The organism is Xanthomonas hortorum (assembly GCF_024339125.1).
GTDB lineage: Bacteria > Pseudomonadota > Gammaproteobacteria > Xanthomonadales > Xanthomonadaceae > Xanthomonas > Xanthomonas hortorum.
In genome coordinates this window covers 2,515,639-2,541,369 of record NZ_CP101417.1, presented here as the reverse complement: position 1 = coordinate 2,541,369, position 25,731 = coordinate 2,515,639, and the positions used below count along the sequence as shown (strand labels likewise).

The 25,731-nt window shown below is 64.9% G+C and carries 25 protein-coding genes; 9 read left to right on the top strand and 16 right to left on the bottom strand.

Annotation, left to right across the window (positions count from 1 at the left end):
- Positions 1-10: 10 nt before the first annotated feature.
- The 8 genes from NMB96_RS10715 to NMB96_RS10680 form a co-directional block, all read right to left on the bottom strand.
- Positions 11-505: a dihydrofolate reductase gene (locus NMB96_RS10715; RefSeq protein WP_255086855.1), complete on the bottom strand. Its 495-nt coding sequence runs from the start codon at positions 503-505 to the stop codon at positions 11-13.
- A 44-nt stretch (positions 506-549) separates the two neighbouring features.
- Entirely contained in the window at positions 550-1,344 is a 795-nt protein-coding gene (locus NMB96_RS10710) for a thymidylate synthase (RefSeq protein WP_023902925.1), read from the bottom strand.
- On the bottom strand, positions 1,341-2,231 hold the full coding sequence (gene lgt / locus NMB96_RS10705) for a prolipoprotein diacylglyceryl transferase (RefSeq protein ID WP_023902924.1): 891 nt from the start codon (positions 2,229-2,231) through the stop codon (positions 1,341-1,343). Before lgt ends, NMB96_RS10710 begins: the two co-directional genes overlap by 4 nt.
- A gap of 54 nt (positions 2,232-2,285) precedes the next feature.
- Positions 2,286-2,777, bottom strand: a complete 492-nt coding sequence (locus NMB96_RS10700; RefSeq protein ID WP_255086853.1) for a TPM domain-containing protein — start codon at positions 2,775-2,777, stop codon at positions 2,286-2,288.
- Positions 2,777-3,676: a TPM domain-containing protein gene (locus tag NMB96_RS10695; RefSeq protein WP_023902922.1), complete on the bottom strand. Its 900-nt coding sequence runs from the start codon at positions 3,674-3,676 to the stop codon at positions 2,777-2,779. The genes NMB96_RS10700 and NMB96_RS10695 overlap by 1 nt, the downstream gene beginning before the upstream one ends.
- Positions 3,677-4,042: 366 nt before the next feature.
- Positions 4,043-5,023: an IS5 family transposase gene (locus NMB96_RS10690; RefSeq protein WP_255086852.1), complete on the bottom strand. Its 981-nt coding sequence runs from the start codon at positions 5,021-5,023 to the stop codon at positions 4,043-4,045.
- Between the two features lie 131 nt (positions 5,024-5,154).
- A complete protein-coding gene (locus NMB96_RS10685; protein WP_023902764.1) occupies positions 5,155-5,787 on the bottom strand; it encodes a LemA family protein in 633 nt (210 codons plus the stop codon).
- Between the two features lie 338 nt (positions 5,788-6,125).
- Positions 6,126-6,506 (bottom strand): diacylglycerol kinase, encoded by a 381-nt coding sequence (locus tag NMB96_RS10680; protein ID WP_023902762.1) that lies wholly within the window; start codon positions 6,504-6,506, stop codon positions 6,126-6,128.
- Positions 6,507-6,824: 318 nt separating this feature from the next.
- On the opposite strand from NMB96_RS10680, the gene NMB96_RS10675 reads away from it, so the two are divergent.
- Complete coding sequence (locus NMB96_RS10675) at positions 6,825-7,526, top strand: SGNH/GDSL hydrolase family protein (protein WP_255086851.1); 702 nt, start codon at positions 6,825-6,827, stop codon at positions 7,524-7,526.
- Between the two features lie 31 nt (positions 7,527-7,557).
- Here NMB96_RS10675 and NMB96_RS10670 read toward each other — a convergent pair whose 3' ends face one another.
- The 3 genes from NMB96_RS10670 to NMB96_RS10660 form a co-directional block, all read right to left on the bottom strand.
- Positions 7,558-8,829, bottom strand: a complete 1,272-nt coding sequence (locus NMB96_RS10670; RefSeq protein ID WP_183086883.1) for a sensor histidine kinase — start codon at positions 8,827-8,829, stop codon at positions 7,558-7,560.
- 141 nt (positions 8,830-8,970) lie between these two features.
- The gene (locus NMB96_RS10665) at positions 8,971-9,684 is read right to left on the bottom strand and encodes a response regulator transcription factor (protein WP_002811889.1); all 714 of its coding nucleotides are present in this window, start codon (positions 9,682-9,684) and stop codon (positions 8,971-8,973) included.
- Between the two features lie 91 nt (positions 9,685-9,775).
- Entirely contained in the window at positions 9,776-10,444 is a 669-nt protein-coding gene (locus NMB96_RS10660) for an arylesterase (protein ID WP_023902759.1), read from the bottom strand.
- A gap of 109 nt (positions 10,445-10,553) precedes the next feature.
- Here NMB96_RS10660 and NMB96_RS10655 point away from each other — a divergent pair, with 109 nt between their 5' ends.
- The 7 genes from NMB96_RS10655 to NMB96_RS10625 all read left to right on the top strand — a co-directional run bounded on the left by NMB96_RS10655 (position 10,554) and on the right by NMB96_RS10625 (position 18,091).
- Positions 10,554-11,153 (top strand): ABC transporter ATP-binding protein, encoded by a 600-nt coding sequence (locus NMB96_RS10655; RefSeq protein WP_043889686.1) that lies wholly within the window; start codon positions 10,554-10,556, stop codon positions 11,151-11,153.
- A complete protein-coding gene (locus NMB96_RS10650) occupies positions 11,150-13,633 on the top strand; it encodes an ABC transporter permease (RefSeq protein ID WP_023902757.1) in 2,484 nt (827 codons plus the stop codon). Before NMB96_RS10655 ends, NMB96_RS10650 begins: the two co-directional genes overlap by 4 nt.
- 245 nt (positions 13,634-13,878) lie before the next feature.
- On the top strand, positions 13,879-14,796 hold the full coding sequence (locus tag NMB96_RS10645; protein ID WP_023902756.1) for a TauD/TfdA dioxygenase family protein: 918 nt from the start codon (positions 13,879-13,881) through the stop codon (positions 14,794-14,796).
- Positions 14,797-14,881: 85 nt separating this feature from the next.
- Positions 14,882-15,931: an ABC transporter substrate-binding protein gene (locus NMB96_RS10640; protein WP_023902755.1), complete on the top strand. Its 1,050-nt coding sequence runs from the start codon at positions 14,882-14,884 to the stop codon at positions 15,929-15,931.
- A gap of 3 nt (positions 15,932-15,934) precedes the next feature.
- Positions 15,935-16,774: an ABC transporter ATP-binding protein gene (locus tag NMB96_RS10635; RefSeq protein ID WP_183086884.1), complete on the top strand. Its 840-nt coding sequence runs from the start codon at positions 15,935-15,937 to the stop codon at positions 16,772-16,774.
- Positions 16,771-17,655 carry an ABC transporter permease gene (locus tag NMB96_RS10630; RefSeq protein WP_023902753.1) on the top strand — a complete coding sequence of 295 codons (885 nt, stop codon included), beginning with the start codon at positions 16,771-16,773 and terminating at the stop codon, positions 17,653-17,655. The genes NMB96_RS10635 and NMB96_RS10630 overlap by 4 nt, the downstream gene beginning before the upstream one ends.
- An 82-nt stretch (positions 17,656-17,737) precedes the next feature.
- Positions 17,738-18,091 (top strand): DMT family protein, encoded by a 354-nt coding sequence (locus NMB96_RS10625; RefSeq protein ID WP_023902752.1) that lies wholly within the window; start codon positions 17,738-17,740, stop codon positions 18,089-18,091.
- A gap of 94 nt (positions 18,092-18,185) precedes the next feature.
- Here the strand turns inward: NMB96_RS10625 and NMB96_RS10620 are convergent, their stop codons facing one another.
- The 5 genes from NMB96_RS10620 to NMB96_RS10600 all read right to left on the bottom strand — a co-directional run bounded on the left by NMB96_RS10620 (position 18,186) and on the right by NMB96_RS10600 (position 23,687).
- Positions 18,186-19,109 (bottom strand): DUF6607 family protein, encoded by a 924-nt coding sequence (locus tag NMB96_RS10620; protein WP_023902751.1) that lies wholly within the window; start codon positions 19,107-19,109, stop codon positions 18,186-18,188.
- Positions 19,110-19,138: 29 nt separating this feature from the next.
- Positions 19,139-19,771 carry a ChuX/HutX family heme-like substrate-binding protein gene (locus tag NMB96_RS10615; protein ID WP_023902750.1) on the bottom strand — a complete coding sequence of 211 codons (633 nt, stop codon included), beginning with the start codon at positions 19,769-19,771 and terminating at the stop codon, positions 19,139-19,141.
- Positions 19,772-19,776: 5 nt separating this feature from the next.
- Positions 19,777-22,008 (bottom strand): TonB-dependent hemoglobin/transferrin/lactoferrin family receptor, encoded by a 2,232-nt coding sequence (locus NMB96_RS10610; protein WP_023902749.1) that lies wholly within the window; start codon positions 22,006-22,008, stop codon positions 19,777-19,779.
- A 278-nt stretch (positions 22,009-22,286) separates the two neighbouring features.
- A complete protein-coding gene (gene hemP / locus NMB96_RS10605) occupies positions 22,287-22,526 on the bottom strand; it encodes a hemin uptake protein HemP (protein ID WP_023902748.1) in 240 nt (79 codons plus the stop codon).
- 192 nt (positions 22,527-22,718) lie between these two features.
- The gene (locus tag NMB96_RS10600; protein ID WP_023902746.1) at positions 22,719-23,687 is read right to left on the bottom strand and encodes a potassium channel beta subunit family protein; all 969 of its coding nucleotides are present in this window, start codon (positions 23,685-23,687) and stop codon (positions 22,719-22,721) included.
- 720 nt (positions 23,688-24,407) lie between these two features.
- Between NMB96_RS10600 and NMB96_RS10595 the strand changes: the two genes are divergently transcribed.
- Positions 24,408-25,706, top strand: a complete 1,299-nt coding sequence (locus tag NMB96_RS10595; RefSeq protein WP_006451423.1) for a NupC/NupG family nucleoside CNT transporter — start codon at positions 24,408-24,410, stop codon at positions 25,704-25,706.
- Positions 25,707-25,731 lie beyond the last annotated feature (25 nt).

Here is a 25,731-nt window from a genome sequence, read left to right as displayed (position 1 = left end):
CGCGCATGCCTCAGCGCCGGCGATAGTCCACATAATCGAACGCGAACGCATGGCGGGCATCGGCCGTGTGTCGCTCGCGCTGTACCGCTTCCCACACGGCCGGGTCGATCGGCGGGAAGTGGGTGTCGGCCTGCTCCACGATCGTGGCGACCTCGGTGACGGCCAGAACATCTGCCAGTTCCATCGTCAGGCGATACACCTCGCCACCGCCGATCACGCACAGCTCCTGCGCACCTGATGCATCGGCCTGCGCAATCGCTTCATCGACCGAAGCCACCGCCTGCATGCCCTCGAACGGCACCTGCGCGGAACGCGTCAGCACCAGATTCAAGCGCCCCGGCAACGCACGCCCCAAGGACTGCGCGGTCTTGCGCCCCATCAGGATCGGCTTGCCTAACGTCAGCGCCTTGAAGCGCTTCAGATCGTCCGGCAATTTCCACGGCAATTCGTTATCGCGGCCAATGGCATTGTTGCGGTCGAAGGCGACGATCAAGATGATTTTCATGCCTCAGCATACCGCGCAGGCAGGCTGCATCATGCGACCGCTGCTCACACCGCAACCGGTGCCTTGATCGCCGGATGCGGGTCGTAACCGTCGATGGCGATGTCCTCGAAGCGGAACGCAAACAGATCAGTCACCTCAGGATTCAGGCGCAATCTGGGCAGCGCGCGTGGAGTGCGCGCTAGTTGCTCGCGCGCCTGCTCGAAGTGATTCGAATACAGATGTGCGTCGCCCAAGGTGTGCACGAAATCGCCAACGCCCAGCCCGGTGGCCTGCGCCACCATATGCGTCAGCAATGCATAGCTGGCGATGTTGAACGGCACGCCGAGAAAGATATCGCCACTGCGCTGATAGAGCTGGCAGCTGAGCTTGCCGTTCACCACATAGAACTGAAACAGGCTATGGCACGGCATCAGCGCCATCTGCGGTAGCTCGCCCACGTTCCAGGCGCTGATCACCAGCCGGCGCGAATCCGGGTTGCGCTTGATCTCGTCCACCAGCCATTGCATCTGGTCGATTTCCACGCCGTCCGGGCCGGTCCAGCGCCGCCACTGCTTGCCGTAGACCGGGCCGAGATTGCCATCGGCGTCGGCCCATTCGTCCCAGATGCGGACCTGGTTGTCCTTGAGATAGCCAATGTTGGTGTCGCCCTGCAGAAACCACAGCAGCTCGTGGATGATCGAGCGCAGGTGCAGCTTCTTGGTGGTGACCAGCGGAAAGCCGTCGTTGAGGTCGAAGCGCATCTGCCAGCCGAACACGCTGCGCGTGCCGGTGCCGGTGCGATCGGACTTCTCAGCGCCGTGTTCCAGCACATGCTGCAGCAGGTCCAGATACGGCTTCACTTGGCGGCTCCCGCCACTGCGGTGTCCACCACCACCGGCTGCAACACCGGCGCGCGGCGCGACATCGCCAACAACACCAGCCCGCCAATGATCAACGGCAGGCTCAGAATCTGCCCCATCGTCAGCCAGTTGAAAGCCAGGTAGCCGATCGGCGCGTCGGGCACGCGCACGAATTCGACGATGAAACGGAACACGCCATACAGCAGCGCGAACATCCCCGACACCGCATAACGCGCACGCGGCTTCATCGAGAACGCCCACAACACCACGAACATCACCACGCCTTCCAGCGCGGCTTCGTACAGCTGCGAGGGATGGCGCGCGAACTGATTCAACGCACCGGTGGCGTACTGCGCCTGGATCTGGGCAGGCAACTGGCCGGCCAATTCCGGCGCAAGCGGAAAGATCACGCCCCATCCGGCCTGGGTGAACTTGCCCCACAACTCGCCGCCGACGAAATTGCCGAGCCTCCCGAAGCCCAGACCCAACGGCACCAGCGGCGCCACGAAATCCATCACATCGAAGAAGTGCAACCGGTGCTTGCGCGCCCACAGCCCGCAGGCGATCAGTACACCCAGCAGGCCGCCGTGGAAGCTCATGCCGCCTTGCCACACCTTGAACAGAATCAGCGGGTTGGCCAGCAAGCTGTCGAACGCATAGAACAGCATGTAGCCGATGCGCCCGCCCAGCACTACGCCAAGCATGCCGTAGAACAACAGGTCGGAAAATCCGTCCATGTCCACACCGGGCAGGCGGCCGCGCAGGATGCGCGAGCGGCCCAGCGCCCAGGCGGAGAAGAACGCGGCCAGGTACATCAACCCGTACCAGTGCACCTGCACCGGGCCAAGCGAGAAGGCGATGGGGTCGATGGCGTGCAGATAGATCATGCGGACCGCGGATCACAAAAAAGCGAGGCGTCTATTCTGACATCTCGCACGCGCTCAGCCTAAGAGCTGGGGACGATCGGGCAGCTCGTCTTCATGCTGCACGTTCGCAGCAGCCGGGAAATGCTCGCTCAACAGCTCGGTCACCGCCTCGATCCCGGCTAGCACCGCCGCCTTGTGCTCGCCGTCGCGCAGGAATTCCTGCATGCGCCGACACACCTCCGCCCACTGCGCGTCCGGCACGCGGCTGCGCAGACCGCGGTCGGCGACCACTTCGATGGCGTGGTCGGCAAGCAGCAGATAGAGCAGCACCCCGTTATTGGCGTCGGTGTCCCAGGTGCGCAATTGCGCAAAGGCCTGCTCGGCACGCTGGCGCGCGGTGTGCCCACGCCATAGCGCGCTCAGCGGCAGATCGGCTTCCACCGCCACCAAGATCTGGCCGGTATGGGTGCGCTCGCTGGCTGCAACGGCTGCGGCAATCGCGTCCATGCAACTGGCCGGGAAACTACGCTGCGCCGAGGGCGCAAAGACATGCCTGAGCCAACGCATTACCAGCTCCCCGAGGCGCCACCGCCTCCCGATGACCCGCCACCACCACCCCAACCGCCGCCGCCGAACCCGCCACGGCCGCCGCCCCCAAATCCGCCGAACCCGCCGCCGCCCCAGCCACCGCCGCCGACAAAGCGCCCCGGCGATCCGGATGCCAGCCCCGCCAGCAGCCCGATGACCGCAGCGCCCACGCTGGCGAACAACAATGAAGTGAAGAGCAGTGCGGCACCGCCGGCTGCGACGCCGGTCAGCAACGCGCGCAGCGGCCGCGGCAACGCGCCGAGAATGCCGCGCGCCACCATCGCGACGACAAAGCCGATGAACAACGCCATGATCCAGCCGCCGCCACCGCCCGAGCCATTGCCCAAGCCGCCATCGGCATGCCCGCTGACCGGCGCGGGCAAGGCCTCGCCCTCGATCAAACCGGCCAGCGTCGCGGTTGCAGCGCTGATGCCGCCGGCGTAGTCGCCCTCACGGAAGCGCGGTGCCAGATACTCCTGGATGATGCGGTTGGCCGTGATGTCGGGGATCGCGCCTTCCAGACCGTAACCGGGCTGGATCCGCACGCGGCGGTCGTCCTTGGCCACCAGCAGCAACACACCGTCGTCCACGCCCTTGCGGCCGATCTTCCACTGGTCGAACACGCGCTGGGTGTACTGCTCGATCGCCTCCGGCTGGGTGGTCGGCACGATCAGGATCTGCAACTGCGCGCCCTTGCGCTGCTGCAAGGCCAGCGCCTGCTGCTCCAGCTGCTGGACCTGGGCAGCATCCAATGTGCCGGTGACATCGACCACTGGCGAGCGCAATGGCGGAATGGTCGCCAGATCCTGCGCCAGCAGCGAAGCCGGCAGCAGCAGTAGCGCCATCATCCACAACACCCACCTGTGCGTTTGCCGCATTAGCTAACTCCTACCTGATGAGCACTGACAGTTAATCAGCACTGACACTTAGCTTCCCTTCTCCCTGCGGGAGAAGGTGCCCCGAAGGGGCGGATGAGGGTACGCGCGAAGCCTCGTGCAGTTAGACGACACAGAGGCTCCGCGCCGTACCCTCACCCCAACCCCTCTCCCGATGGAGAGGGGCTTGATGCCCAGCATCTGAAAGTTGGTTGAGCAAGCGGACGATAGATAGATCGACATGGCTAACCTAAGGAAGGTCTGAACAATGAGGCCTGAGAGTGCGGGATGTCGCATCGTTCCGGAGAGTCGCGTTTGGATCTTCGGATTTTTCGCAATTTCTGGAGCTTTCCTTGGGAATTCCCCGGGTTACAGGCGCACGCTCCCCATCGTCGGCAGTAACTGCTTTCGCTTCATCCACAGGTTCGATAGCGCAAACAAGGTCAGCACCTGCGCGGTGTTCTTGGCCAGGCCGCGATAGCGGACCTTGGTGTAGCCGAACTGGCGCTTGATCACCCGGAATGGATGCTCCACCTTCGCGCGCACACTGGCCTTGAAGTGTTCCCAACGTCTTTCCCGAGCACGCTCGCGCTTGTTGCCGAGGGCTTGCATCGTCGAGGGCCTGGCGGCGATGAAGAATGCAGCCTTGCAGGCCTGCAGTTCTTCGCGCTTATCCGCACCGGTGTAGCCGCTGTCGCCAAACACGCTGTCTTCTTTGCCATGCAGCAACGTGTGTGTCACCGTGACATCGGCGACGTTGGCGGCTGTGCAATGGACGTGGTGCACCAACCCGGAAAATTCATCCACGCCGATGTGCGCCTTCATCCCGAAATACCACTGATTGCCCTTCTTGGTCTGATGCATCTCAGGGTCGCGCGCGTTGTCGGCATTCTTGGTCGAACTGGGCGCCGCGATCAGCGTCGCATCGACGATCGTGCCCGACCGCAGGCTCTGGCCCTTGCGCGCCAGATGCGCGTTGACCGCTTCCAGCATCCGCGCGGCAAGGCCATGGGTCTCCAGCAGGCGCCGAAAGTTGAGAATCGTGGTCTCGTCCGGAACGTTGTCCAAGCCACCGAGCTGGGCAAACCGCCGCAAGGTCGGGATCTCGTGCAGTGCTTCTTCCATCGCCGGATCGCTCAGCGCATACCACTGCTGCAGCAGATGAATCCGCAACATCGTCGCCAGTGCGTACGGCTGCCGACCTGGCCGGCCCGATACCGGATAGTGCGGCGCGATCAGACCGAGCAGTTGCTGCCACGGAACCACCTGCTCCATCTCGGCCAGAAAGATCTCGCGCCGGGTCTGCTTGCGCTTGCCCAGGCCCTCAGCGTCACCGAACGTCAGTTGCATGGATCACTCCTCAACATCAGGCGGGTAGTGTCGCGTATCTGTGGTGCGTTGTTCAGAGGTTCCCTAACAATTGCCTCGACATGCCGTGCGGCCAACCCCGCAGTATTTGATACTGCGCAAATCGCAATTACTTACTGCGCAGGCTGCGGTTGCTGCACAGGCTGCTGCTGCGGCGCCTGTTGATTACCGAAGTCCACCTGCGGCGCACGCGAGATCTGCGCTTCGTTTTCCACAGTGAAATTCGGCTTGGGCTGATACCCGAAGATCTTGGCGGTGATCACCTGCGGGAACGAACGGATGTAGGTGTTGTACTCCTGCACCGTCTGGATATAACGACCGCGCGCCACGGTGATGCGGTTTTCGGTGCCTTCCAGCTGTACCTGCAGATCGCGGAACGACTGGTCGGATTTCAGCTGCGGATAATTCTCGCTGACCACCAGCAGGCGCGACAGCGCGCTGCCGAGTTCGCCCTGCGCTTGCTGGAAATTCTTCAGCGACGCTGCGTCGTCGGCGTTGACCTGAATCTGTCCGACGCGCGAGCGCGCATTGGTCACCTCGGTCAGCACCTGGCGCTCCTGCTGGGCGTAGCCCTGCACCGTGCGCACCAGATTGGGAATCAGATCGGCGCGGCGCTGATATTGATTCAGCACTTCCGACCAACCTGCCTTGACGCCTTCCTCCTTCTGCTGGATCGCGTTGTAACCGCAACCGGACAGCGAGACGGTCAGCATCAGCAACACCAGGGCGCGAATCAGGACAGGCATGCAGGCGACTCCGTAGAAGAGAGCCGCAGCATGCCATGTAGCAAGTCAAGCCGGCATGCACATGCGTACGACTGGCGGGTTGTTCCGCTGGGCGATCAGTTCTCGAATTAAGAACAATGTCAGTTCGAACGCATCGGTGTGCGCACGGGCGCTAGGCGCGACAGAGGCTGGCAATTGTTAAAGAGAGTCACTACGCGCCACACGAACGCCGGGCTCTTCCGCTGACGCACTCGCACTCGCACTCTGATGCGTCGCATCGCCATGTACGTCTCCACGCTTTCGCTAAGCAATCGCCTACAAGGGCCTGGCTGCCACGGCGCGCGCGTGACCAATCGCTCTCAGAACACCCGCGGCAACAGAATCAGCCCCCAGCACAGCAGCACATTGATCAGCAGCAAGAACACCGCCGCCGAGCCCATATCCTTTGCGCGGCCGGCCAGCACATGGTGTTCCGGGCCGTAGCGCTCGATCACCGCCTCGATCGCGGAATTCAACAATTCGGCGGCCAGCACGATCAGCAAGGGCGCAATCAGCGCGATGCGCTCCAGACCGGACTGACCGAGCCACAGTCCAAGCGGCGCCAGCACCACGGCCAGGCAGACCTCGAGCCGAAACGAAGATTCATGCAGCCATGCCGCGCGCAAACCCTGCCACGACCAGATCGCCGCCTTGAGCATGCGGCGCGGGCCGCGCGGCACGTGTCCCAGTTGATCGGCCACGCGTCAGCGCTTCCGGCCGCAAGGGCGTATCAGGGGACGGATCGAACGCATGGTGTGGTCGCTACTCAGGAAAGGCCGAATTTTGCACCGTGGCGCTGCGCACCGCCAGGGCGTGACACCCGTCCAAACAGGTGGCGTTGGGCCTACAAGGCAGTCGGATGCTGCCGCAAGGCGCACCATCTGCCGCATGGTCGGGTCTGGCCCGGCGAAGCGGCCTGCGCGCAATGCGATGCTACGCCCTGGAAGCCAACGGGTTTGCCCTCCGCTTCCAGCCTGTCGCACCATGGCGGTCCGCTTCACTGCCGCAGGCTCTCTCGCATGATCAAGCATCCCTTGCGCACACTGCTGTGCGCCCTTGCGTTATTGTCCGGCCACGTCCACGCCGACACCCCACACACCGCGCCGCAAGTCCCGGCGCAGGCCTCCAATGCCGCGTGGGAAAACGACATGAAGCGCTTTGCCGACAGCGACGCGCAGCAGCCGCCACCCAAGCACGGCGTCGTGTTCGTCGGCAGTTCGTCGATCCGTTTCTGGGACACCTTGGCGCAGGACTTTCCCGGCAAGCCGGTGATCAATCGCGGCTTCGGCGGCTCGGAAGTGCGCGACAGCACATGGTACGCGGACCGCATCGTGCTCCCCTACGCGCCGCGCCAGGTGGTGCTGTATGCCGGCGACAACGATCTCAACAGCGGCCGTACGCCGGAGCAGGTGCGCGACGATGTGCTGGCATTCGTAGCGCGCATTCGGCGCGATCTGCCCAAGGCGCGCATCAGCTATCTGTCGATCAAACCCAGCCCGTCGCGCGCGCATTTGCTGCCGGCAATCGTGACGGCCAATCGCCTGATCAAGGACGCACTCGCGCCGCTGCCGCGCGTGGACTACGTGGACATCTACACACCAATGCTGGATGCCAGAGGCAAGCCGCGCGCCGAGCTGTTTCGCGAGGACATGCTGCACATGACCGCCGACGGTTACGCGATCTGGCGCAAGGCAGTGGAACCTGTGTTGGAGCAGAAGTAAGACCAGGCAGATCGGCCAACAAAAGACGCCCTCAGGCCACAACCACCGCCACCGACGTCCCCACATCGGCCTCGCTATGCAATTCGATCCGCCAACCGAAGCGGTCGCACAGCCGGCGCACGATCGACAGGCCCAGGCCGGTGCCCTGCGGGCGTGTGGGATCGGCGCGGAAGAATGGCTCGAATGCACGTGCACGTGCTTCTTCGCTCATGCCGATGCCGGTGTCGCGCACGATGATGCGGTCCTGGGTCACTTCGACTTCGATGCTGCCGGTGTCGGTGTAGGCACAGGCATTACGCAGCAGGTTGCTGAGCACCACGCGCATCACCCGCGGCGGGGCGAACATCTGCAGGCTACGGTCGCCGACCATCTGCAACGACACCGGCTTGTCGCCAAGCAATTCACGCGCGCTGTCGACTTCTTCGCTGGCCAGTTCGGCGGCGTCGAAGGTTTCGCTTTGCGGGTCGATTTCGGCCTCGCGCGCCAGGATCAGAAACGCATCGATCACCGCTTCCATATCGTGGCCGGCCCGCTGGATACGGCGCAGGCTGCGTTGCGTGCGCGGCGACAATTCGTCGTCGGCCAGGGCCATGTCGCTGGCCACGCGGATCACCGTCAGCGGCGTGCGCAATTCATGACTGGCATCGCGGGTGAAATTGCGTTCGCGCGCAACGTGGTCGCTGACTCGTTGCCCCAGCGCATGTAACGCTGCGGCCAACTGCCGTGTTTCGCCCTGCAGTTCGGCGGGCAATCGTTCCGGTGCCAACTCATCCACATCCGGATTGCGCGGGTCCCACTGCGAAACGCGCCGTGCGAGCCAGCTGATCGGCGACACCAGGCGTTTGGAGATGCGATAGGTAAACCACGACACGCCGTAGATCGACAGCAACACCACGATCGCCGGCACCACGCCGTACCACAACGTCAGATGGGCGGCGCGCGAACGCGAAAACACCAGATACAAGCGTCCTTCCGGACGTTGATCCACATACACCAGCGCGTCGGCAGCGGCCACTTCGCTGAAGCCGCGCGGCAACCGTTGCAACACCGGCGGTGCGTTGTCGCCGAGCTTGCCGGCAGGCGAGAAATAGCCCTGTATATTGCGGGTATTCGGCGGCGGGTTGTTCGGCGCACTCTTGTGCAGGCGCCAGAAATGCACCGCCTCGTCGGCCAGTACGGTGCGCACCAGGCTGTACTTGATCACGAAGGAGATCAGATAGCCGCCAAGGACGATCGCCAGACTCGCCAGTGCGACCTGCAACAGGAAGGCGAGACGTATTTTTCGTGGGAGCCCGTGCGGCATTGCGGCATCCAGGGAGAGCGCCGGATTAAAGGCAACGCTTCCGTGAGCCCGTCGTGCAACCAGCCGGCAGCACGCGGAAGCGAGCGGCGCGTGAGCGCCTACAGGAAAAGCCGGCCGCCAGAAGGCGACCGGCCAGTGACATCAGGCCATCGGTTGGGCGATGTCGGCGATGCGATAGCCGGCGCTTTGCACGGTGTGCAGCAGGGGGCGATCGAAGGGCTTGTCGATGATCTTGCGCAGGTTGTACAGATGGCTGCGCAAGGTGTCCGAATCCGGCAACCCATTGCCCCAGATCTCGCGCTCGATTTCCTGGCGGGTGACCACACGCGGCGATTCGCGCATCAGGATGGTGAGCAACCGCAAGCCGATCGGCGAGAGCTGCAGCTCGGTGCCGGCACGGGTGGCGCGCATGCTGACCGGGTCGAGCACCAGGTCGGCGACCTTGAGCACTTCCGAACCCACCTGGCGGCGCTCGCGACGGATCAGGGCACGCAGGCGCGCTTCCAGTTCCTGAATCGCAAACGGCTTGGTCAGGTAATCGTCGGCGCCGAAGCCCAAGCCGGTGAGCTTGTCGTCCAGCGTGTCGCGGGCGGTCAGCATCAGCACCGGGGTGGACTTGCGTGCGTCGTTGCGTAGGCGGCGGCACACTTCGATGCCGTCCAGGCGCGGCAGCATGAGATCCAGCACGACCACGTCGTAGCTGTTCTCGGCGGCCAGACGATAACCGTCCAGTCCGTCCTGCGCATAGTCGACCTCGAAGCCACGGCCTTCCAGGTACTCGCCGATCATTTCGGAGATATTGCGATTGTCTTCGACGACCAGCACGAGGCCGGACGTTTCCTTGGTCTGACGCATGGACTTTCCTCGGTCTTCAGCTTTGTGAAACATGCCGGATCGACGGTGGAAAGGGCGTGAAGGACCGGCGACGTTCTGTGACAGACGACGCCTAGCGACCGAGCAGTGGACGCAGCGCCGGCCAGACCGTTTCCAGCACCTTCGGCTGGGCCGCGGCGGTCGGATGCAAGCCGTCGGCCTGCATCAGCCCCGGCTGTAGCGCGACCTTTTCCAGAAAGAACGGCACCAGCGCGGTTTTGTACTGTCTGGACAGGTCGGCATAGGTCGCCTTCAGGCGTTCGCGGTAGGCCGGGCCGTAGTTCGGCGGCACATCGATACCGAGCAGCAGCACCTTTGCGCCGGCCTGCTGGCTGAGCTGGATCATCTTTTCCAGATTGCCCTTGAGCTGTGCCGGGGTCAGGCCACGCAACGCATCGTTGCCGCCAAGTTCGATCACCACGACGCCGGGGTGGTGCTTTTCCAGCAAGCCGGGCAGTCGCGTCAATGCGCCGGAGGTGGTCTCGCCACTGATGCTGGCATTGACGACTGCCGGTGGCGTCGCCATGTCACGCTTCAGGCGTTGGTCCAGCAGAGTGACCCAACCGGACTGCACCGGGATGTTGTGCGCAGCGCTCAAGCTGTCGCCCACGACCAGGATCGGTGCGGTTGCCACCGGACTTTTGGCAGAGGCAATTCCCGGCGCAAGCAGGGACAGTGTCAGCAGCCACAGGACCAGCGCGCCATATCGCAGTGTTCTTTCACGCATTCGGAGATTCCTCATCGACAGTCTGGCCCCCCGCTCCAGCACCCGCACCGCCATCGACGTCCGCGAGGTCGGCAAGTCCGTCAGTGGACCGGAGGGAACACTCCACATCCTCGACAACGTGAGCTTGACGGTCAGTGAAGGCGACAGTATCGCCATTGTCGGCGCATCCGGTTCGGGCAAGACCACCCTGCTCGGCCTGCTTGCCGGGCTGGATCTGCCCAGCCGCGGCAGCATCGCGCTCTCCGGCCAGGATCTGGGCCAGCTCGACGAAGAAGCCCGTGCCGCCCTGCGCGCGCGCGAAGTCGGCTTCGTGTTCCAGAGCTTCCATCTGCTGCCGGCACTGACCGCCGAAGAAAACATCGCACTGCCGCTGGAACTGGCCGGGCGCGAAGATCCGGCGCGGGTGCGCGAGGTGCTGGAGGCGGTGGGCCTGAGCGCACGTGCGCGCCACTACCCGCGCCAGCTGTCCGGCGGCGAGCAGCAACGCGTGGCGCTGGCACGCGCCTTCGTGGCCAGGCCACGCATCCTGTTCGCCGACGAGCCCACCGGCAGCCTCGATCAGACCACCGGCGCGCAGATCAGCGACCTGCTGTTCGCGCTCAATGCCACCAGCGACACCACCCTGGTGCTTGTGACCCACGACATGACGCTGGCGCAGCGCTGCCATCACATCTACCGCATCGACAGCGGCCGCCTGCACGCTCAGACCGGTCCGGCCGCATGAACGTGCTGCGACAGGCCGCGCGCGCGGTGCGCCGCGAGTTCCTGGCCGGCGATCTGCTGACCGTGTTCGCCGCGCTGGTGCTGGGCGTGGCGGTGATGACGGCGGTCGGCACGCTGGTCGACCGGGTGACGTTGGCGCTGACCTCCAGCGCGGCCGAAGTGCTCGGTGGCGATCTGGGCGTGACCGGCCGCCAGGAGATTCCGGCCGACTTCGCTGCTGAAGCGCAGCGACGCGGGCTGCAGAGCACGCGCATGGTCAGCTTCCCCAGCGTGTTGTTCCATGGCGAGTCCAGCCAGATGGCCAACATCCGCGGCGTCGGCGCTGGCTATCCGCTGCGGGGTCAGTTGCTGGTCTCCAAGGACAGCACTGGCACGGAAGGCACCGTCGCCAGCGCACCGCCGCCGGGTCAGGCCTATGCCGACCCGCGTCTGCTGGAGGCGCTGGGCCTGCGGGTGGGCGAGCAGCTGGAATTCGGCGCCGGCCATCTCACCATCGCCGGCGTGCTGCGTGCCGAACCGGATGCCTCCGGCGAACTGATGCAGCTCTCGCCGCCGTTGTTGGTCAATCGCGCCGATATCGACGGTGCCGGCCTACTCGGCCCCGGCAGTCGCGCTTCGTACCGGCTGATGTTTTCCGGTGCGCCGGAAGCCATCGCCGACTTGCGCGCCTGGTTGAAGCCACGCGCCAGCGAATACCGTCTGGTCGGCATCGAAGACACCCAGCGCGGCATGCGCGCGGCCTTTGATCGCGCCGGCCGCTTCCTGGCCTTGTCGGCGTTGCTGGCGGTGCTGTTGTCCGGCGTGGCCACCGCATTGGCGGCCAACCGGTTTGCGATGCGCCGCATCGACACCGTCGCCGTGTTGCGCTGCCTGGGCGCACGCCAGCGCGACATTCTGGCGATGCTGTCGCTGCAATTGCTGTTAACCGCGATCCCGGCCTGCCTGGTCGGGATCGGGCTGGGCATGCTCGCGCAGGAAGGCCTGGTGCAGGCGCTCGGCAGCCTGATTCCGAACCGGCTGCCGTTGCCGCAGGCCACCCCTGCCCTGGCCGGTGCCGGCATCGGGTTGGTACTGCTGCTGGGCTTCGGCCTTCCGCCGCTGCTGCGGCTGCGCAACGTGCCGCCGATGCGCGTGCTCAACCGCAGCTTCGCCGCAGTACCGCCGAGTTCGCTGCTGGTCTACGCCGCTGCGTTGGCGGCCACGCTGGCGCTGACTGTCTATGCCACCGGCAATCTGGTGCTCGCTGGTTGGGTGCTCGGCGGGCTGGCTGCATTGGCGCTGGTGGCGATGGCGCTAGGGCTCGGGCTGCTCACGTTGCTGCGGCCGATCCAGCATCGCCTGCGTGGCGCCTGGAAGTTGGGTCTGGCCTCGCTGACGCGGCGGCGTGGCCTGAGCGTGGTGCAGTTGGTCGGGCTGTCGCTGTCGCTATGCGCGCTGTTGCTGCTGGCCGTGGTCGGCCCCGGACTGCTCGGGCAATGGCGCGAGCGTCTGCCGGTGGATACGCCCAACTACTTCCTGATGAATATCCAGCCCGAACAAACCGCGCCGGTGCTGCAGACGCTACGCGGCTTGGGCGTCAACGATGCGGCCGTGGAGCCGTTTTCGACCGGGCGTCTGGTGGCGATCAACGACAAACCGCCTGCGCGCGGCGACCGCGATCCACAGGACAATGGCGACGGCGACAACCGCCCGGTCAATTTCTCCTGGCGGCATGCATTCCCCCCCGCAAATACCTTGCTGGAAGGCAAATTCTGGGCAGCCGACAGCACTGCGCCGGAGGCCTCGGTGGAAGAAGGCTGGGCGCAGCGGTATCAGCTCAAACTCGGCGACCGCATCACCTTGTTGCTGGGCGAACAGCAGCGCAGCTTCACCGTCACCAGCATCCGCAAGGCCGACTGGGATTCGTTCCGGGTCAACTTCTTCCTGCTACTCAATCAGGGATCGGTCGGCGATGCACCGTACAACCTGATTTCCAGCTTCCATCTGCCACCCGGCAATGCGCCCAAGCTGGCGTCGTTGAGCCGCGACTATCCCAACATCTCTGTGCTGGATATCGACGCCATCCTCGGCCGCGTGCGCGAAGTCATCGACCAGGTGGCGCAGGCGGTGCAACTGGTGATGGGCTTCAGCCTGCTGGCCGGCGTGCTGGTGCTGCTGGCGGCCTTGCAGGCCACCGCAGGCGAACGTCGCTACGACAGCGCGGTGCTGCGCACGCTGGGCGCGCGACGCGGGCAGTTGCGTGGCGCGGTACTGGTGGAATTCGGCGCGCTCGGCTTGCTCGCGGCAACGCTGGCGGTGACCGCAGCGGCGGTGATCGGCGCGGTGGTTGGGCGCCAGGCGTTCGAAATTGCGTTGACGCCGGATTGGCCGCGTCTGCTGATCGGCGGCGCCTTCGGCCTGGCACTGAGTCTGTTGGCCGGTTGGTCGGGCACCCGGCGCATCCTGTCCACGCCGCCGGCATTGGCGTTGCGGGCGGAATAAGAGTGCACCACAAAGCGACTGCGCTGCCCAGGCGGCGCTGCGTCAATATCTACTCATCGACGTAAAGCAGTTGAGCCCGAATCGGGTGGCGCCAAGTTGCGTCGCCCGTCATGCCGGGTCGCATATACCTGCAGCGCATAAGCACGTTGCCAATCGTACGTTCGCAGCGGCGGCACGACTGCCTAGAGTGGTCTGTCCGGTCGCCGGCCCAGGCGGCCTTTCGTTGCCGTCGAGGTGCCACCGTCATGGCCAGCGTCACTTCCGCCGCGCGTGCGCAGACCCCGCGCGATGCGGTTTCCACAGTGCAAGCTTCCGGCGTGCAGATCGTGCCGTTCGATGCCCCGCTGGGCGCCGAAGTGATCGGCCTGGATCTGTCGCAGCCGCTGGATGCGGACACCTTCGCGCGTATCCATCAAGCGCATCTGGACTATCACGTGCTGGTGTTCCGCGACCAACGCATCACCCCGGCGCAGCAGGTCGATTTCAGCCGTCGCTTCGGCCCGCTGCAGATCCATGTGCTGCGCAATTTCCAGTTGCGTGGGCATCCGGAAGTACTGGTGGTGTCCAATATCAAGGAGAACGGCGAACCAATCGGCCTGGGCGATGCCGGGCATTACTGGCACTCGGACCTGTCGTACAAGGAAACGCCCAGTCTGGGCTCGCTGCTGCACGCGCAAGAGCTGCCCAGCGAGGGCGGCGACACCTTGTTCGCCAATCAGCATCTGGCCTGGCACACCTTGCCCGATGCGCTCAAGCACGCGGTGCAGGACCTGCGCGCCGAGCACAGCTATCTGGCCAAGTACGAAGAGCTGCGTGCGCGCAATCCGTGGCGTCCGGCGCTGACGGCCGAACAGATCGCCGAAGTGACACCGGTGCAGCATCCGATCGTGCGCACGCACCCGGAGACAGGCCAGAAAGCGCTGTTTGTCAGCGAACATTTCACCACTCGCATCGTCGGCTTGCCCGACGACGAAAGTGATGCGCTGCTGCAGGCTCTGTTCGAACACAGCACCCGCGAGGCATTGGTGTATCGGCACCGTTGGCAGCCGCACGACATGGTGTTCTGGGACAACCGCTCGGTGATGCATCTGGCCGCCGGCACGCCGGATCACCTGCGCCGTCGGCTCAACCGCACCACCATCGAAGGCGATGCGCCGTTCTAGAAATCGTGCGCCGCCGCGTGGGTCTTATGGCTCGTAACGCGCTTTGAAATGCGCCCTTCCCTCCCCCTTTCGACTGGAGCGCCGCATGCGTTTGACCGTCACTTCTCACCACGCAGCCCCGCAGCGCCGTCGTTTCTTCGGGCGTGTTGCGCTGCTGCTCCTGGCCGCGTTGCCTTTGCTGTTCAGCGCGCATGCGCAGGCAGAAGGAAAACTGCGCGTCGCCAAACAGTTCGGCATCGTCTATCTGCTGCTGGACGTGGCGCAGGATCAAAAACTCATCGAGCAGCAGGGCAAGGCCGCTGGCGTGGATATCGACGTGCAGTTCCTGCAGTTGTCCGGCGGCGCGGCGGTCAACGATGCCTTGCTGACCGGTTCGATCGATATCGCCGGTGCCGGTGTCGGGCCGTTGTTCACCATCTGGGACCGCACGCATGGCCGCCAGAACGTGCGCGGCGTGGCCTCGCTGGGCAATTTTCCGTACTACCTGATCAGCAACAATCCCCGTATTAAAACTATCGGCGATTTCACTCCGCAGGACCGGATTGCGGTACCGGCCACCGGCGTGTCGGTGCAGTCGCGTTTTCTGCAGCACGCTTCGCAGCAACGTTGGGGCGACAAGGGCACCCATCAGCTGGATCCGCTGCAGGTCGCATTGCCACATCCGGATGCCGCCGCCGCGATCATCCGTGGTCGCACCGAGATCACTGCGCACTTTGCCAGCCCGCCGTTCCAGGAGCAGGAACTGGCGCGTAACCCGGCCGCGCATATCGTGACCAGCTCCTACGAGATCGAAGGCGGCCCCTCGTCGGCGACGGTGCTGTATGCCACCGAAAAATTCCGCCGCGACAATCCCAAGACCTATCGCGCCTTCGTCGCTGCGCTGGATCAGGCGGCACGTTTTGTCACCGCGCATCCGGAACAGGCGGCGGATATCTTTCTGCGCCGCAATGGCTCAGGCATCGACCGCGCGCTGGTGTTGCAGATCCTCAAGGACCCGAAAGTGCAATTCACCGTGGTGCCGCAGAACACGCTGGGGCTGGGCAAGTTCATGCAGCACAGCGGCGCGATCAAGCAGACGCCGAGCAAGCTGAGCGACTACTTCTTCGACGACCCGCTGATTGCGGGCGGGAGCTGAGCGATGCCCACGCCCACGCCCTTGCTGCAGGTCGACCACGTCAGCCTGGAATACGCTTCCGCGCAGCGCGTGGTGCGTGCCACCCACCGCGTGCGTTTCGATGTGCATGAAGCCGATCGTTTCGTGCTGCTGGGGCCGTCGGGTTGCGGCAAATCCACCTTGCTCAAGGCGGTGGCCGGCTTTGTGACCCCGCGCGAGGGGCAGATCCGTCTGGATGGCAACGCGGTCACCGGGCCCGGGCCGGACCGGGTGGTGGTGTTCCAGGAATTCGACCAGCTGGCGCCGTGGAAGACCGTGCGCGAGAACGTGGTGTTCGGCCTGCGCGCGGCACGCAAGCTCTCGCGTGCCGAAGCGCGCGAACGTGCTGACGACAGTCTGGCGCAGGTCGGTCTGAGCGCCTTTGCCGATGCCTATCCGCACACCTTGTCCGGCGGCATGAAGCAACGCGTGGCGATCGCGCGCGCATTGGCGATGCGCCCGCGCGTGTTGCTGATGGACGAGCCCTTCGCTGCACTCGATGCATTGACGCGTTCGCGCATGCAGGAGCAGGTGCTGGAGCTGTGGGAGCAATCGCGCTTCACCTTGCTGTTCGTCACCCACTCCATCGAAGAAGCCCTGGTGGTCGGCAATCGCGTGCTGCTGTTGTCGCCGCACCCGGGTCAGGTGCGCGCCGAACTCAACGCACATGCATTCGGCCCGCACAGCGCTGGCAGTGTGGCGTTCCAGCAGACCGCGCAGCGCATTCATCGGCTGCTGTTCGACCTGCCCGACGACGCCCTGGATGATGCCAAGGTAGCACCGCTGCGTCGCCCGGCCGAACGCCAACGCGAGGCGCTGCCATGAGCGGCAGCAACGCCACCGCGCTGCCGCCGCTGCCGCCGGTGCGGGCCGAGTACGAACGTGCACTACAACCGCTGGATCCCGCATTGATCGCCACCGCCGCGCCGGCGCGCTGGCAGGCGCCGCCGTGGCTGCGCAAGGCACTGGTGTTGGTGGTGCTGGTCGCCGTGTGGGAGATCGCCGCGCGCGTGGTTGGCGATGATCTGATGCTGCCCAGCGCCCTGCAGACCGCACGCGCGTTTTACGATGGACTGCTGTCGGGCGAGTTGCTGCGCCGCGTGGGCGCTTCGCTGCGGGTGCTGGCGCAGGGCTACGCGCTCGGCGTAGTGCTGGCCTTCGTGCTGACCGCGCTGGCCGCCTCCACGCGCTGGGGCCGCGATGTGCTCGGCACCTTGACCGCCATGTTCAACCCGCTACCGGCCATTGCGTTGCTGCCGCTGGCCCTGCTGTGGTTCGGCCTGGGCACCGGCAGCCTGGTGTTCGTGCTGGTGCATTCGGTGCTGTGGCCGCTGGCGCTGACCACCTATGCAGGCTTCCAGGCAGTACCGGAAACGCTGCGCATGGCCGGGCGCAATTACGGGCTGCGTGGGCCGCGTTACGTGGCGCAGCTGCTGATCCCGGCCGCGCTGCCGGCGATCCTGTCCGGGCTGAAGATCGGCTGGGCGTTCGCCTGGCGCACCCTGATCGCCGCCGAGCTGGTGTTCGGGGCCACCTCCGGCCAGGGTGGTCTGGGCTGGTACATCTTCCAGAACCGCAACGAGCTGTATACAGATCGGGTGTTCGCCGGCCTAGCGATGGTGATCGTGCTCGGCCTGCTGGTGGAAGGCGTGGTGTTCCAGGCCATCGAGCGGCTGACCGTGCGCCGCTGGGGCATGCAGCGCTAGGCTGCCGGGCTCATCGGCACGGTCGCGTGCGCTTAACAGGGCTGGATTATGCTGCCGGCCCGCTCACACCCCGACCGCCGTCATGCCCACCGCGCCCTTCACTGCTTACGTCTACCCGATCCTGCTGTTGCTCGCCAGCAACGTGTTCATGACCTTCGCCTGGTACGGGCATCTGAAGTACAAGAGCACGCCGTTGATGATCGCAATCCTGGTCAGCTGGGGCATCGCGTTTTTCGAATACTGCCTGCAGGTGCCGGGCAACCGGCTCGGGAGCGCGGTGTATTCGGCCCCGCAGCTCAAGGGCATGCAGGAGGTGATCACGCTGCTGGTGTTCGCCGGCTTCTCGACGTTCTACCTGGGCCAGTCGTTGAAGTGGAATCACTGGGCCGCGTTCGGCCTGATTCTGGTGGCCGCGTTCTTGATGTTCAAGGAATAAGGCTAATGCCCCGTAGGAGCGCGCTGGCGCGCGATGAGGCGTTACCGATAAAGCCTCAATCGCGCGCCAGCGCGCTCCTACGACATCCAGGTGCCTAGTTCGCCGGTTCCACCCACTGCGCGAACACCGCATCGAGTTGCGCGTCCTTGACCCGCTTGCCCTTCTGCACGGTCTCGGCCTGCTGGAACATCGGCATGATCATCGCCATGCCGTCCGGCTTGGTCTTCAGATGCAGGCCCGGCGGCGTGTCCAGGAACTTGGCCCAGCGCGTGCGCACCTTGGCCCAGTAGCCCTGGGTGCCCTTCCAGTACGCATAGGCCTGGGCGAAATCGACGTCGGTGGTCTTGCGGTAATCGTTGAAGCCGAACTCGCGCGCGATCGCCTCCTGGCTGCCATCGGGCTTGCGCAGCACCTTGGTGTTGAACTGTTCGTGGGTCCAGCCGTTGGGCGTGAGCGTGTGGCGGTTGATCACCGACAGCGCGTTGTAGTCGCTGCGCTTGGTGTATTCGCGGCGCGGCAACGGGCGCCAGCTCAGATCGCTGGTCCAGGTGGGATGACCCTCGGCATAGTCCCAGCGACCGGTGCCGCAATAGCGTGGCGCGTCGCTGACTTCATACACGCATTGCGTCCAGGCGCCGGTGGTGACTGCCGGCGGCAGCGCATGCACCGTCCAGGTCTGCTCGGCAGTGAACTCGAAACGCTGCGGCGCCTCGAAGATCCAGTCCTGCCGCCAGTGCTTGGTCACATGCTTGCTCTTTTCGTCGACCAGCAAGTGCTGCAGCACCACTTTGCGCGGTGAATCTTCGACCACGATGACCACTTCGCTGGCGCCGCTGCGCATGGCCGAGGCACGTTCGTAACCGGGCTTGAGCAGCACGGTTTCGTCGAAGGCGAAGTCCACGGCGTATTCGCCCTGCATCGCCAGGATGCTCTGGCGATCGCGCTGGGCGTCGGCGGCGGCAATCAACGGCAACAGGCTCAGCGTCAGTGCGATACAGCGGGGAAACAGTGGGCTCATCGGAACTCTCGTTGGTGGTCTCAGGAACGTCAGCGGCGCAAGCGCACCAGCGACGTCGTCATGTCGGATGGATCAGTATTGCTTGATGAGGTGGAGTCAGCGCGCAAGGCGGCAGCGCGTGCGCAGCAGCAATCATCCACCGCCACACGTCCGTCGATGCCCTCCTCGCGTGCCAGGCGTGCGGCCACTTCCGCGCCCAGCGCCGAGACTGTCGCCAGGCTGGCGACAAACGGTTGCTCGCGAGTGGCGGCCGTCTGCAGACGCAGCGCGCTCAATCGCCAGGCCTCCCCGCGCATACGGCCGGCCAGACGACGCCACAGCCGCTCGCCGACGCCGAGCTCATGGGTTTCCATCGGCAGCGGCGGCAAGCGCGAGACCAGGCGATCCCAGATCAAAAAATCGCTGTCCGGCAACAGACAAATCCGCCAGCAGCAGTGTCCTTCGGCATCGAAGAACCAGATGCTTTCGCGCACGCCGTCGCTGTCGACCTGCCGGCATGCCGCCGCATCCACCGCGTGCTGCCAGCCATCCAGCTCATTGCCCAGCGCGGGCCGATACAGACATAGCACCGTGCCCAGTGCCGCCAGCTGCTGCGGACGCGGCAGCGCGGCGCGGGTGGCACGTGCATGCGACAACTGCGGCAGTGGGCGGGCGCTGGTCATGGCCGCTACCAGCTCACGGCCAGGCTGACCGAGGCGGTACGCCCGGCGCCGGTGAAGCGGTCGAGCACCGTGCTGCTGGCCAGCGTGCCGTTGGGCAGCGCGTTCCAGTCCACATAGCGGCGATCGGCCAGATTGAAGATGCCGGCGGTGACCTTGGCGCCGGGCGCAAATTCCCAATGCCCCATCAGATCCAGCGTGGCGTAGCCGGCCGGCGTGTAATAGCTGTCCAGCTGCGGGCGGCGTTTGCGTGCAACGAAGGTGCCGATCAACTCTGCGCCCCAGCCATCGCTGTCGAAGGCCACACCGAAGGTGCCGCGCAGCGGGTCGACCGAATTGAGCGGCGTGTCGTCGGTGAGATTGTCGCCTTCCGAGTAGGCGACGGCGCTGTTGAGCGACCAGCCCTGCCAGCCCGCCAGCGCGCCCAGATCGACACCGGCGCGTGCTTCGGCGCCCTTGATCACCACATCGTCCACATTGCGCGACTGGAACAGCATCAGCCCTTCGGCGTTGAAACCCGCCGGCGCATACGATTCGATGAAGTTGCGGTAGTCGGTGTAGTACACGGCGACGCCCAGATACCCGATCGCGTCGTTGAAACGCAGCCCCAGTTCGCCACCGCGACTGGTCTCCGATTTCAGGTCCGGATTGGCGATGGCGGTGTAGCGCGCCTGCAGATTGGTGAAGCCGATATTGACGTCGTTGTACGGCGGGGCGCGGAAGCCGTGCGCGTAATTGGCATACGCCGACCATGCATCCGAGAAACGCCACACCGCACCGAACTTGGGCGAGACCTGGGTTTCGTCGATGGTCGCAGCGGCCACGCCGGGATTGTCTTCGCGGAAGATATCGTCCACCTGTGGCGAGAGGCGGAAATAATCCACGCGCACGCCGGGTGTCAGCGACAGCTTGCCGTCGAATAGGCGGATCTCGTCCTGCGCGTACAACCCGAGCTTGGTGGTTTCGCTGTTGGGGAAATCGCGCACCGGGAACACGTCCTGACCGACCCGGTTGGTCACCACGCCATTGACCAGATTCACCGAATACCCGTCGCGCTTGGCGCGGGTATCGGTCCAGGTGCCATCCAGACCGTAGGTGATGTCGTGGCTGAGCGTGCCGGTGTCGATGGACTTGTGCGCGTTGACCAGCAGCCCGTACACGCGCTGATCGAAATTGTGTTCGTTGTGGCGGCGCGTGTTGTTGCCGCGCAATTCATCGGTACGCTGCAGGCTTTCGCTGTCCTGGCGATACAACTGCCACTGCAGATCGTCGGCGAGCGCCCAATCCAGTGCATCCAGCTCGTGCCGCAGCGAGACGCGCGCACGCGTCTGATGGTCGCGCCCTTCCTGCGACAGAATGCGCAGCGAGGCCATCGCATTGCGCGGGTCGATACCGGTCAAGGCATCGATGCTGCCGTAGTCTTCGTTGCCTTCCACGGTGAGCTTGAAGCGCTGTTGCGCGCTCGGCGCGTAGACGAGTTTGGCGAGCACGCTGCGGCCGTCGATGCGCTGCGGATTGGCTGCGGTGCGGGTGAAATCGCGGCTACGGTTGTCGCCCTGGTTCTGCGCTTCCTGACCCTGGCGGTGACTCACCGCCACCATGCCGCTCCAGCGCTCGCCGCCGAACGCGCCGGTGGCACCGGCGAACAGGCCGTTCCAGTCGCCCTCGTAGCCGAACTTCAGCCCGACGTAGCTGTGCTTGTCGGCACTGAGATAATCGGCCGGGTCCTTGGTGACGAAGGCCACCACGCCGCCCAGCGCATCGGAACCGTACAAGGAGCTGGCCGGCCCGCGCACCACTTCGACGCGCTTGAGCGTTTCTAGATCGACGAAGTTGCGGTTGGCGTTGAGGTAGCTGCCGAAACTGAAGGTGTCCGACACCGGCACGTTGTCGACCAGGATCGCCACGCGGTTGCCGTCCAGCCCGCGGATGCGGATGCCGTTGGCGCCGGTGAAGCGGCCGCTGGTACTGGTCACCGACACGCCGGGCGTGTAACGGAACAGATCCTTGAGCTCGCGCACCAGTTGGTTGTCGAGTTGTTCGCGGTCGATCACATCCACCGTGCTCGGCACATCGACCAGGGCGCGCTGGGTGCGCGTGGCGGTGACCTGCAGCCGGTTGAAGTCGTGCACCTCACGCGCGGCATCCCCGCTGCCGTCGAGTTCAGTAGCATGGGCACACAACGGAACAGCAGGCAGCGCCAGCGACAGCGCGACCACCAGCGGATGCAGGCGGATCATCGGAAACCTTCGAGAAGAACCCCCGACAGCGCGCGCTGTGGCAGACGCCGCGAGCGGCAGCCGAGGGTAGAGAATGAAGTGGCGGGCGGCGGCGGCAACGCCCGCGGCAGACAGCTCCAATACCTGCGCGAGCGGGCATCGGTGGGGGTGAAGCGACTTAGAACATCGTGCGCGGCAATCAGGCTGCGGGAGCGAACGAGTACGGCTGATGCTGGGCACCTGCCGATCTCGACACCGACCGCGCCCGCTTGGCGGTGCGCAGCGGGTCATCGGCGGTGTTACTTGGTCAGGATGAGCTTGTCGTTGCTGGTATGGCGCAGGCGATAGACACGATCGCCATGCTGAATCAGCACTTCGCGACGGCCCTTGAGCAGCGCCTCGCTGCTGATGACGTCTTCTGCGGGGACAGCGCGCGGGACGGCGCGGTCGCGCAGGTTGACCGGTTCGGAGCGAAGCAGCACGGGGTGAGCGGTCATGATCTGGATCTCCAGTCGGTTGGCCAGACAAATAATAACCATTCTCATTTAATGATCAAGAGCCATTCTCATTTGAATGCCTGGATCTTTAGATGAATACACCCACTTCGATTGCATTTATCAATCGATATGGGCAGCAGTCGTGGCGCAGCTCCATCGTCCGTCATGAAAAGCCTGCCTTCTCACATTCCAGCTGGAGACGACCTGGCCCAGCTGGATCAACAACCCCACCTTTCAGCGCGTGACCTCTTCCACCCGCGCCCAGTCAGCTGCATCGACCTTGGTCAGCGTTTCCAGCGCGCCGAGGTTTTCTTCCAGTTGCGCTACACGGCTGGCGCCGAGAATCACCGTGGACACATGCGGGTTGCGCAGGCACCAGGCGATGGCCAGGCGTGCGGGCGACTGGCCCAACTCGGCGGCCAGCGCGCAGAACGCGCGGGCACGTTCCAGGCGGCGGGCCTCCGGTGCACCCAGCACTTCGTCCTGCAACCAGTGATTGCCCGGCTGGCCCAGGCGGCTGTCGGCGTCCACGCCGGCGTTGTACTTGCCGGTCAGCAGGCCCGAGGCCAGCGGCGACCAGATGGTGGTGCCCAGCCCGGCTTCGCATAGCGGGGCGTACTCGCGCTCCAACCGGTCGCGGTGCAGCAGGTTGTATTGCGGCTGTTCCATCGACGGGGCGTGCAGATGCTCCTGCTCGGCGATGGCGATGGCGGCGCGCAACTGTTCGGCGCTCCATTCGGAAGTGCCCCAGTACAGCACCTTGCCCTGGCGGATCAGTGCGTCCATGGCGCGCACGGTTTCCTGGATGGGGGTGTCAGGATCGGGTCGGTGGCAGAAATACAGATCCAGATACTCCACGCGCAGGCGCTTGAGTGCGGCATGGCAGGCATCGGTGATGTGCTTGCGCGAGAGTCCGCGCTGGGTCGGGCGCGGGCTGTCCACCGCGCCGAAGAACACCTTGCTCGAGACGCAATAGCCATCGCGCGGCAGGCGCAGGTCGGCGATCACATCGCCCATCACTTCTTCGGCGCGGCCGCGTGCATACACCTCGGCGTTGTCGAAAAAGTTGATGCCGTTGTCCCAGGCGGCAGCAATCAGGTTGCGCGCTTCGCTGCGCCCGATCTGCTTGCCGAAGGTGACCCAGGCCCCGAACGACAAGGCCGACAGCTGCAGCCCGGTGGAACCCAGACGACGGTAATGCATTGGCAGACTCCAACAACCTCCGTGGCGCCCTGCCCCGGATCGGCGTGCGCAGTGTAGGACGTGAGGTTGCTGGGGCGACAGGGCGTGGACTGCGTAATCCGCAGGCATTCCGCCACCAACGGAATTGCCTGCCCATCAGTAACCGCAGAAAGTGGGAGCGCGGTGGCGTATCCGGGTGCGGGACCGTGTGGCGGCATGGATGCCGCCACCGAGCCTACATGGACGTACTTGCGGCGTGTCCCGCTCCCGGATGCGACGCCACGCATCGACCAACGCCGCGCACGACGTCTGCCAGTTCGAGGCGAACGCTTCAGTGGCTGTAGGGCGCTTGCACGCGTACCGGCGTGGGACACGCCGCAAGTACGTCCGTGTAGGCTCTTCTGCGGCATCCATGCCGCATAAGGTCCCACGCCGGTACGCGCGCAAGCACCTTCGGCTGTCGTCGGCGACTGATGGAAAAGCAGCGTCTGGCTGCCGGATCGAATCACGGGGCGTGGCCTTCGCTGGCGCCATCGCGCTATCCCTTCCACTACCGGTGAGTCGACTCCGCAAATCCCCCACTTTGCGCAAGCACGGCTCACCCGCTCGCTACTGCCGGCCTGTCAGCGCCCGCTGCATCTCGGTTGCGGGCTGACGGGGAACGTCTGAACACCGCTCGCCTTGCCCACCGTCACCCCCTGCTCTAGGCTTCTCGGTTTGCCGTCTGCGCCGGGGAATGGAATGGTCGAAGGTTTGGGAAGGATCGGCTTTGGCCTGTTCGGTCTGGCGGTGCTCATCGGCATCACCTGGCTGTTTTCGAACAACCGCCGCGCGATCGACTGGAAGCTGGTCGCCACCGGTCTGGCGCTGCAGATTTCGTTCGCCGCACTGGTGCTGCTGGTGCCGGGCGGGCGCGACGTGTTCGACTGGCTGGGCCAGGGCTTCGTGAGGGTGCTGAGCTTCGTCAATGAGGGCTCCAGCTTCATTTTCGGCAGCCTGATGGACATCAACAGCAACGGCTTCATTTTTGCGTTCCAGGTGCTGCCCACCATCATCTTTTTCTCCGCGCTGATGGGCGTGCTCTACCACCTGGGTGTGATGCAGGTGATCGTGCGTGCGATGGCCTGGGCGATCACCAAGGTGATGCGCGTATCGGGGGCGGAAACCACCAGCGTGTGCGCCAGCGTGTTCATTGGCCAGACCGAAGCCCCGCTGACGGTGCGCCCGTACATACCCAAGATGACCCAGTCCGAGCTGCTGACGATGATGATCGGCGGCATGGCGCATATCGCCGGTGGCGTGCTGGCAGCGTACGTCGGCATGCTCGGCGGCAGCGACCCTGCGCAGCAGGCGTTCTACGCCAAGCATCTGCTCGCCGCCAGCATCATGGCCGCGCCCGCCACCCTGGTGGTGGCAAAGCTGCTGGTACCGGAAACCGGCACCCCGCTGACCCGCGGCACGGTCAAGATGGAAGTGGAAAAGACCACCAGCAATGTCATCGATGCGGCTGCGGCCGGCGCCGGCGATGGCTTGCGGCTGGCGCTGAATATCGGCGCGATGCTGCTGGCCTTCATCGCGCTGATCGCGCTGATCAATGCACCGCTGACCTGGTTGGGCGATGTCACCGGCGCCGCCAAGGCGCTGGGCCATCCGACCAACCTGTCGACGATCTTCGGCTACGTGCTGGCGCCGATCGCCTGGGTGATCGGTACCCCGTGGGTGGACGCGACCACGGTCGGTTCGCTGATCGGCCAGAAGGTGGTGATCAACGAGTTCGTCGCCTACAGCGAGCTGTCGCGGATCGTGAAGGGCGAAGTGCCGGGCGTGGGCCTGAGCGCCGAAGGCCGGCTGATTGCCACGTATGCACTGTGCGGCTTTGCCAACTTCAGCTCGATCGCGATCCAGATCGGCGGTATTGGCGGGCTGGCACCGGAACGCCGTCACGATCTGGCCAAGTTCGGGCTGCGCGCGGTGCTCGGCGGTTCGATCGCAACGTTCATGACCGCTACCATTGCCGGCGTGCTCTCGCATTTCGGTTGAGGTGGCGCGGGTTCATCGGTGTGCC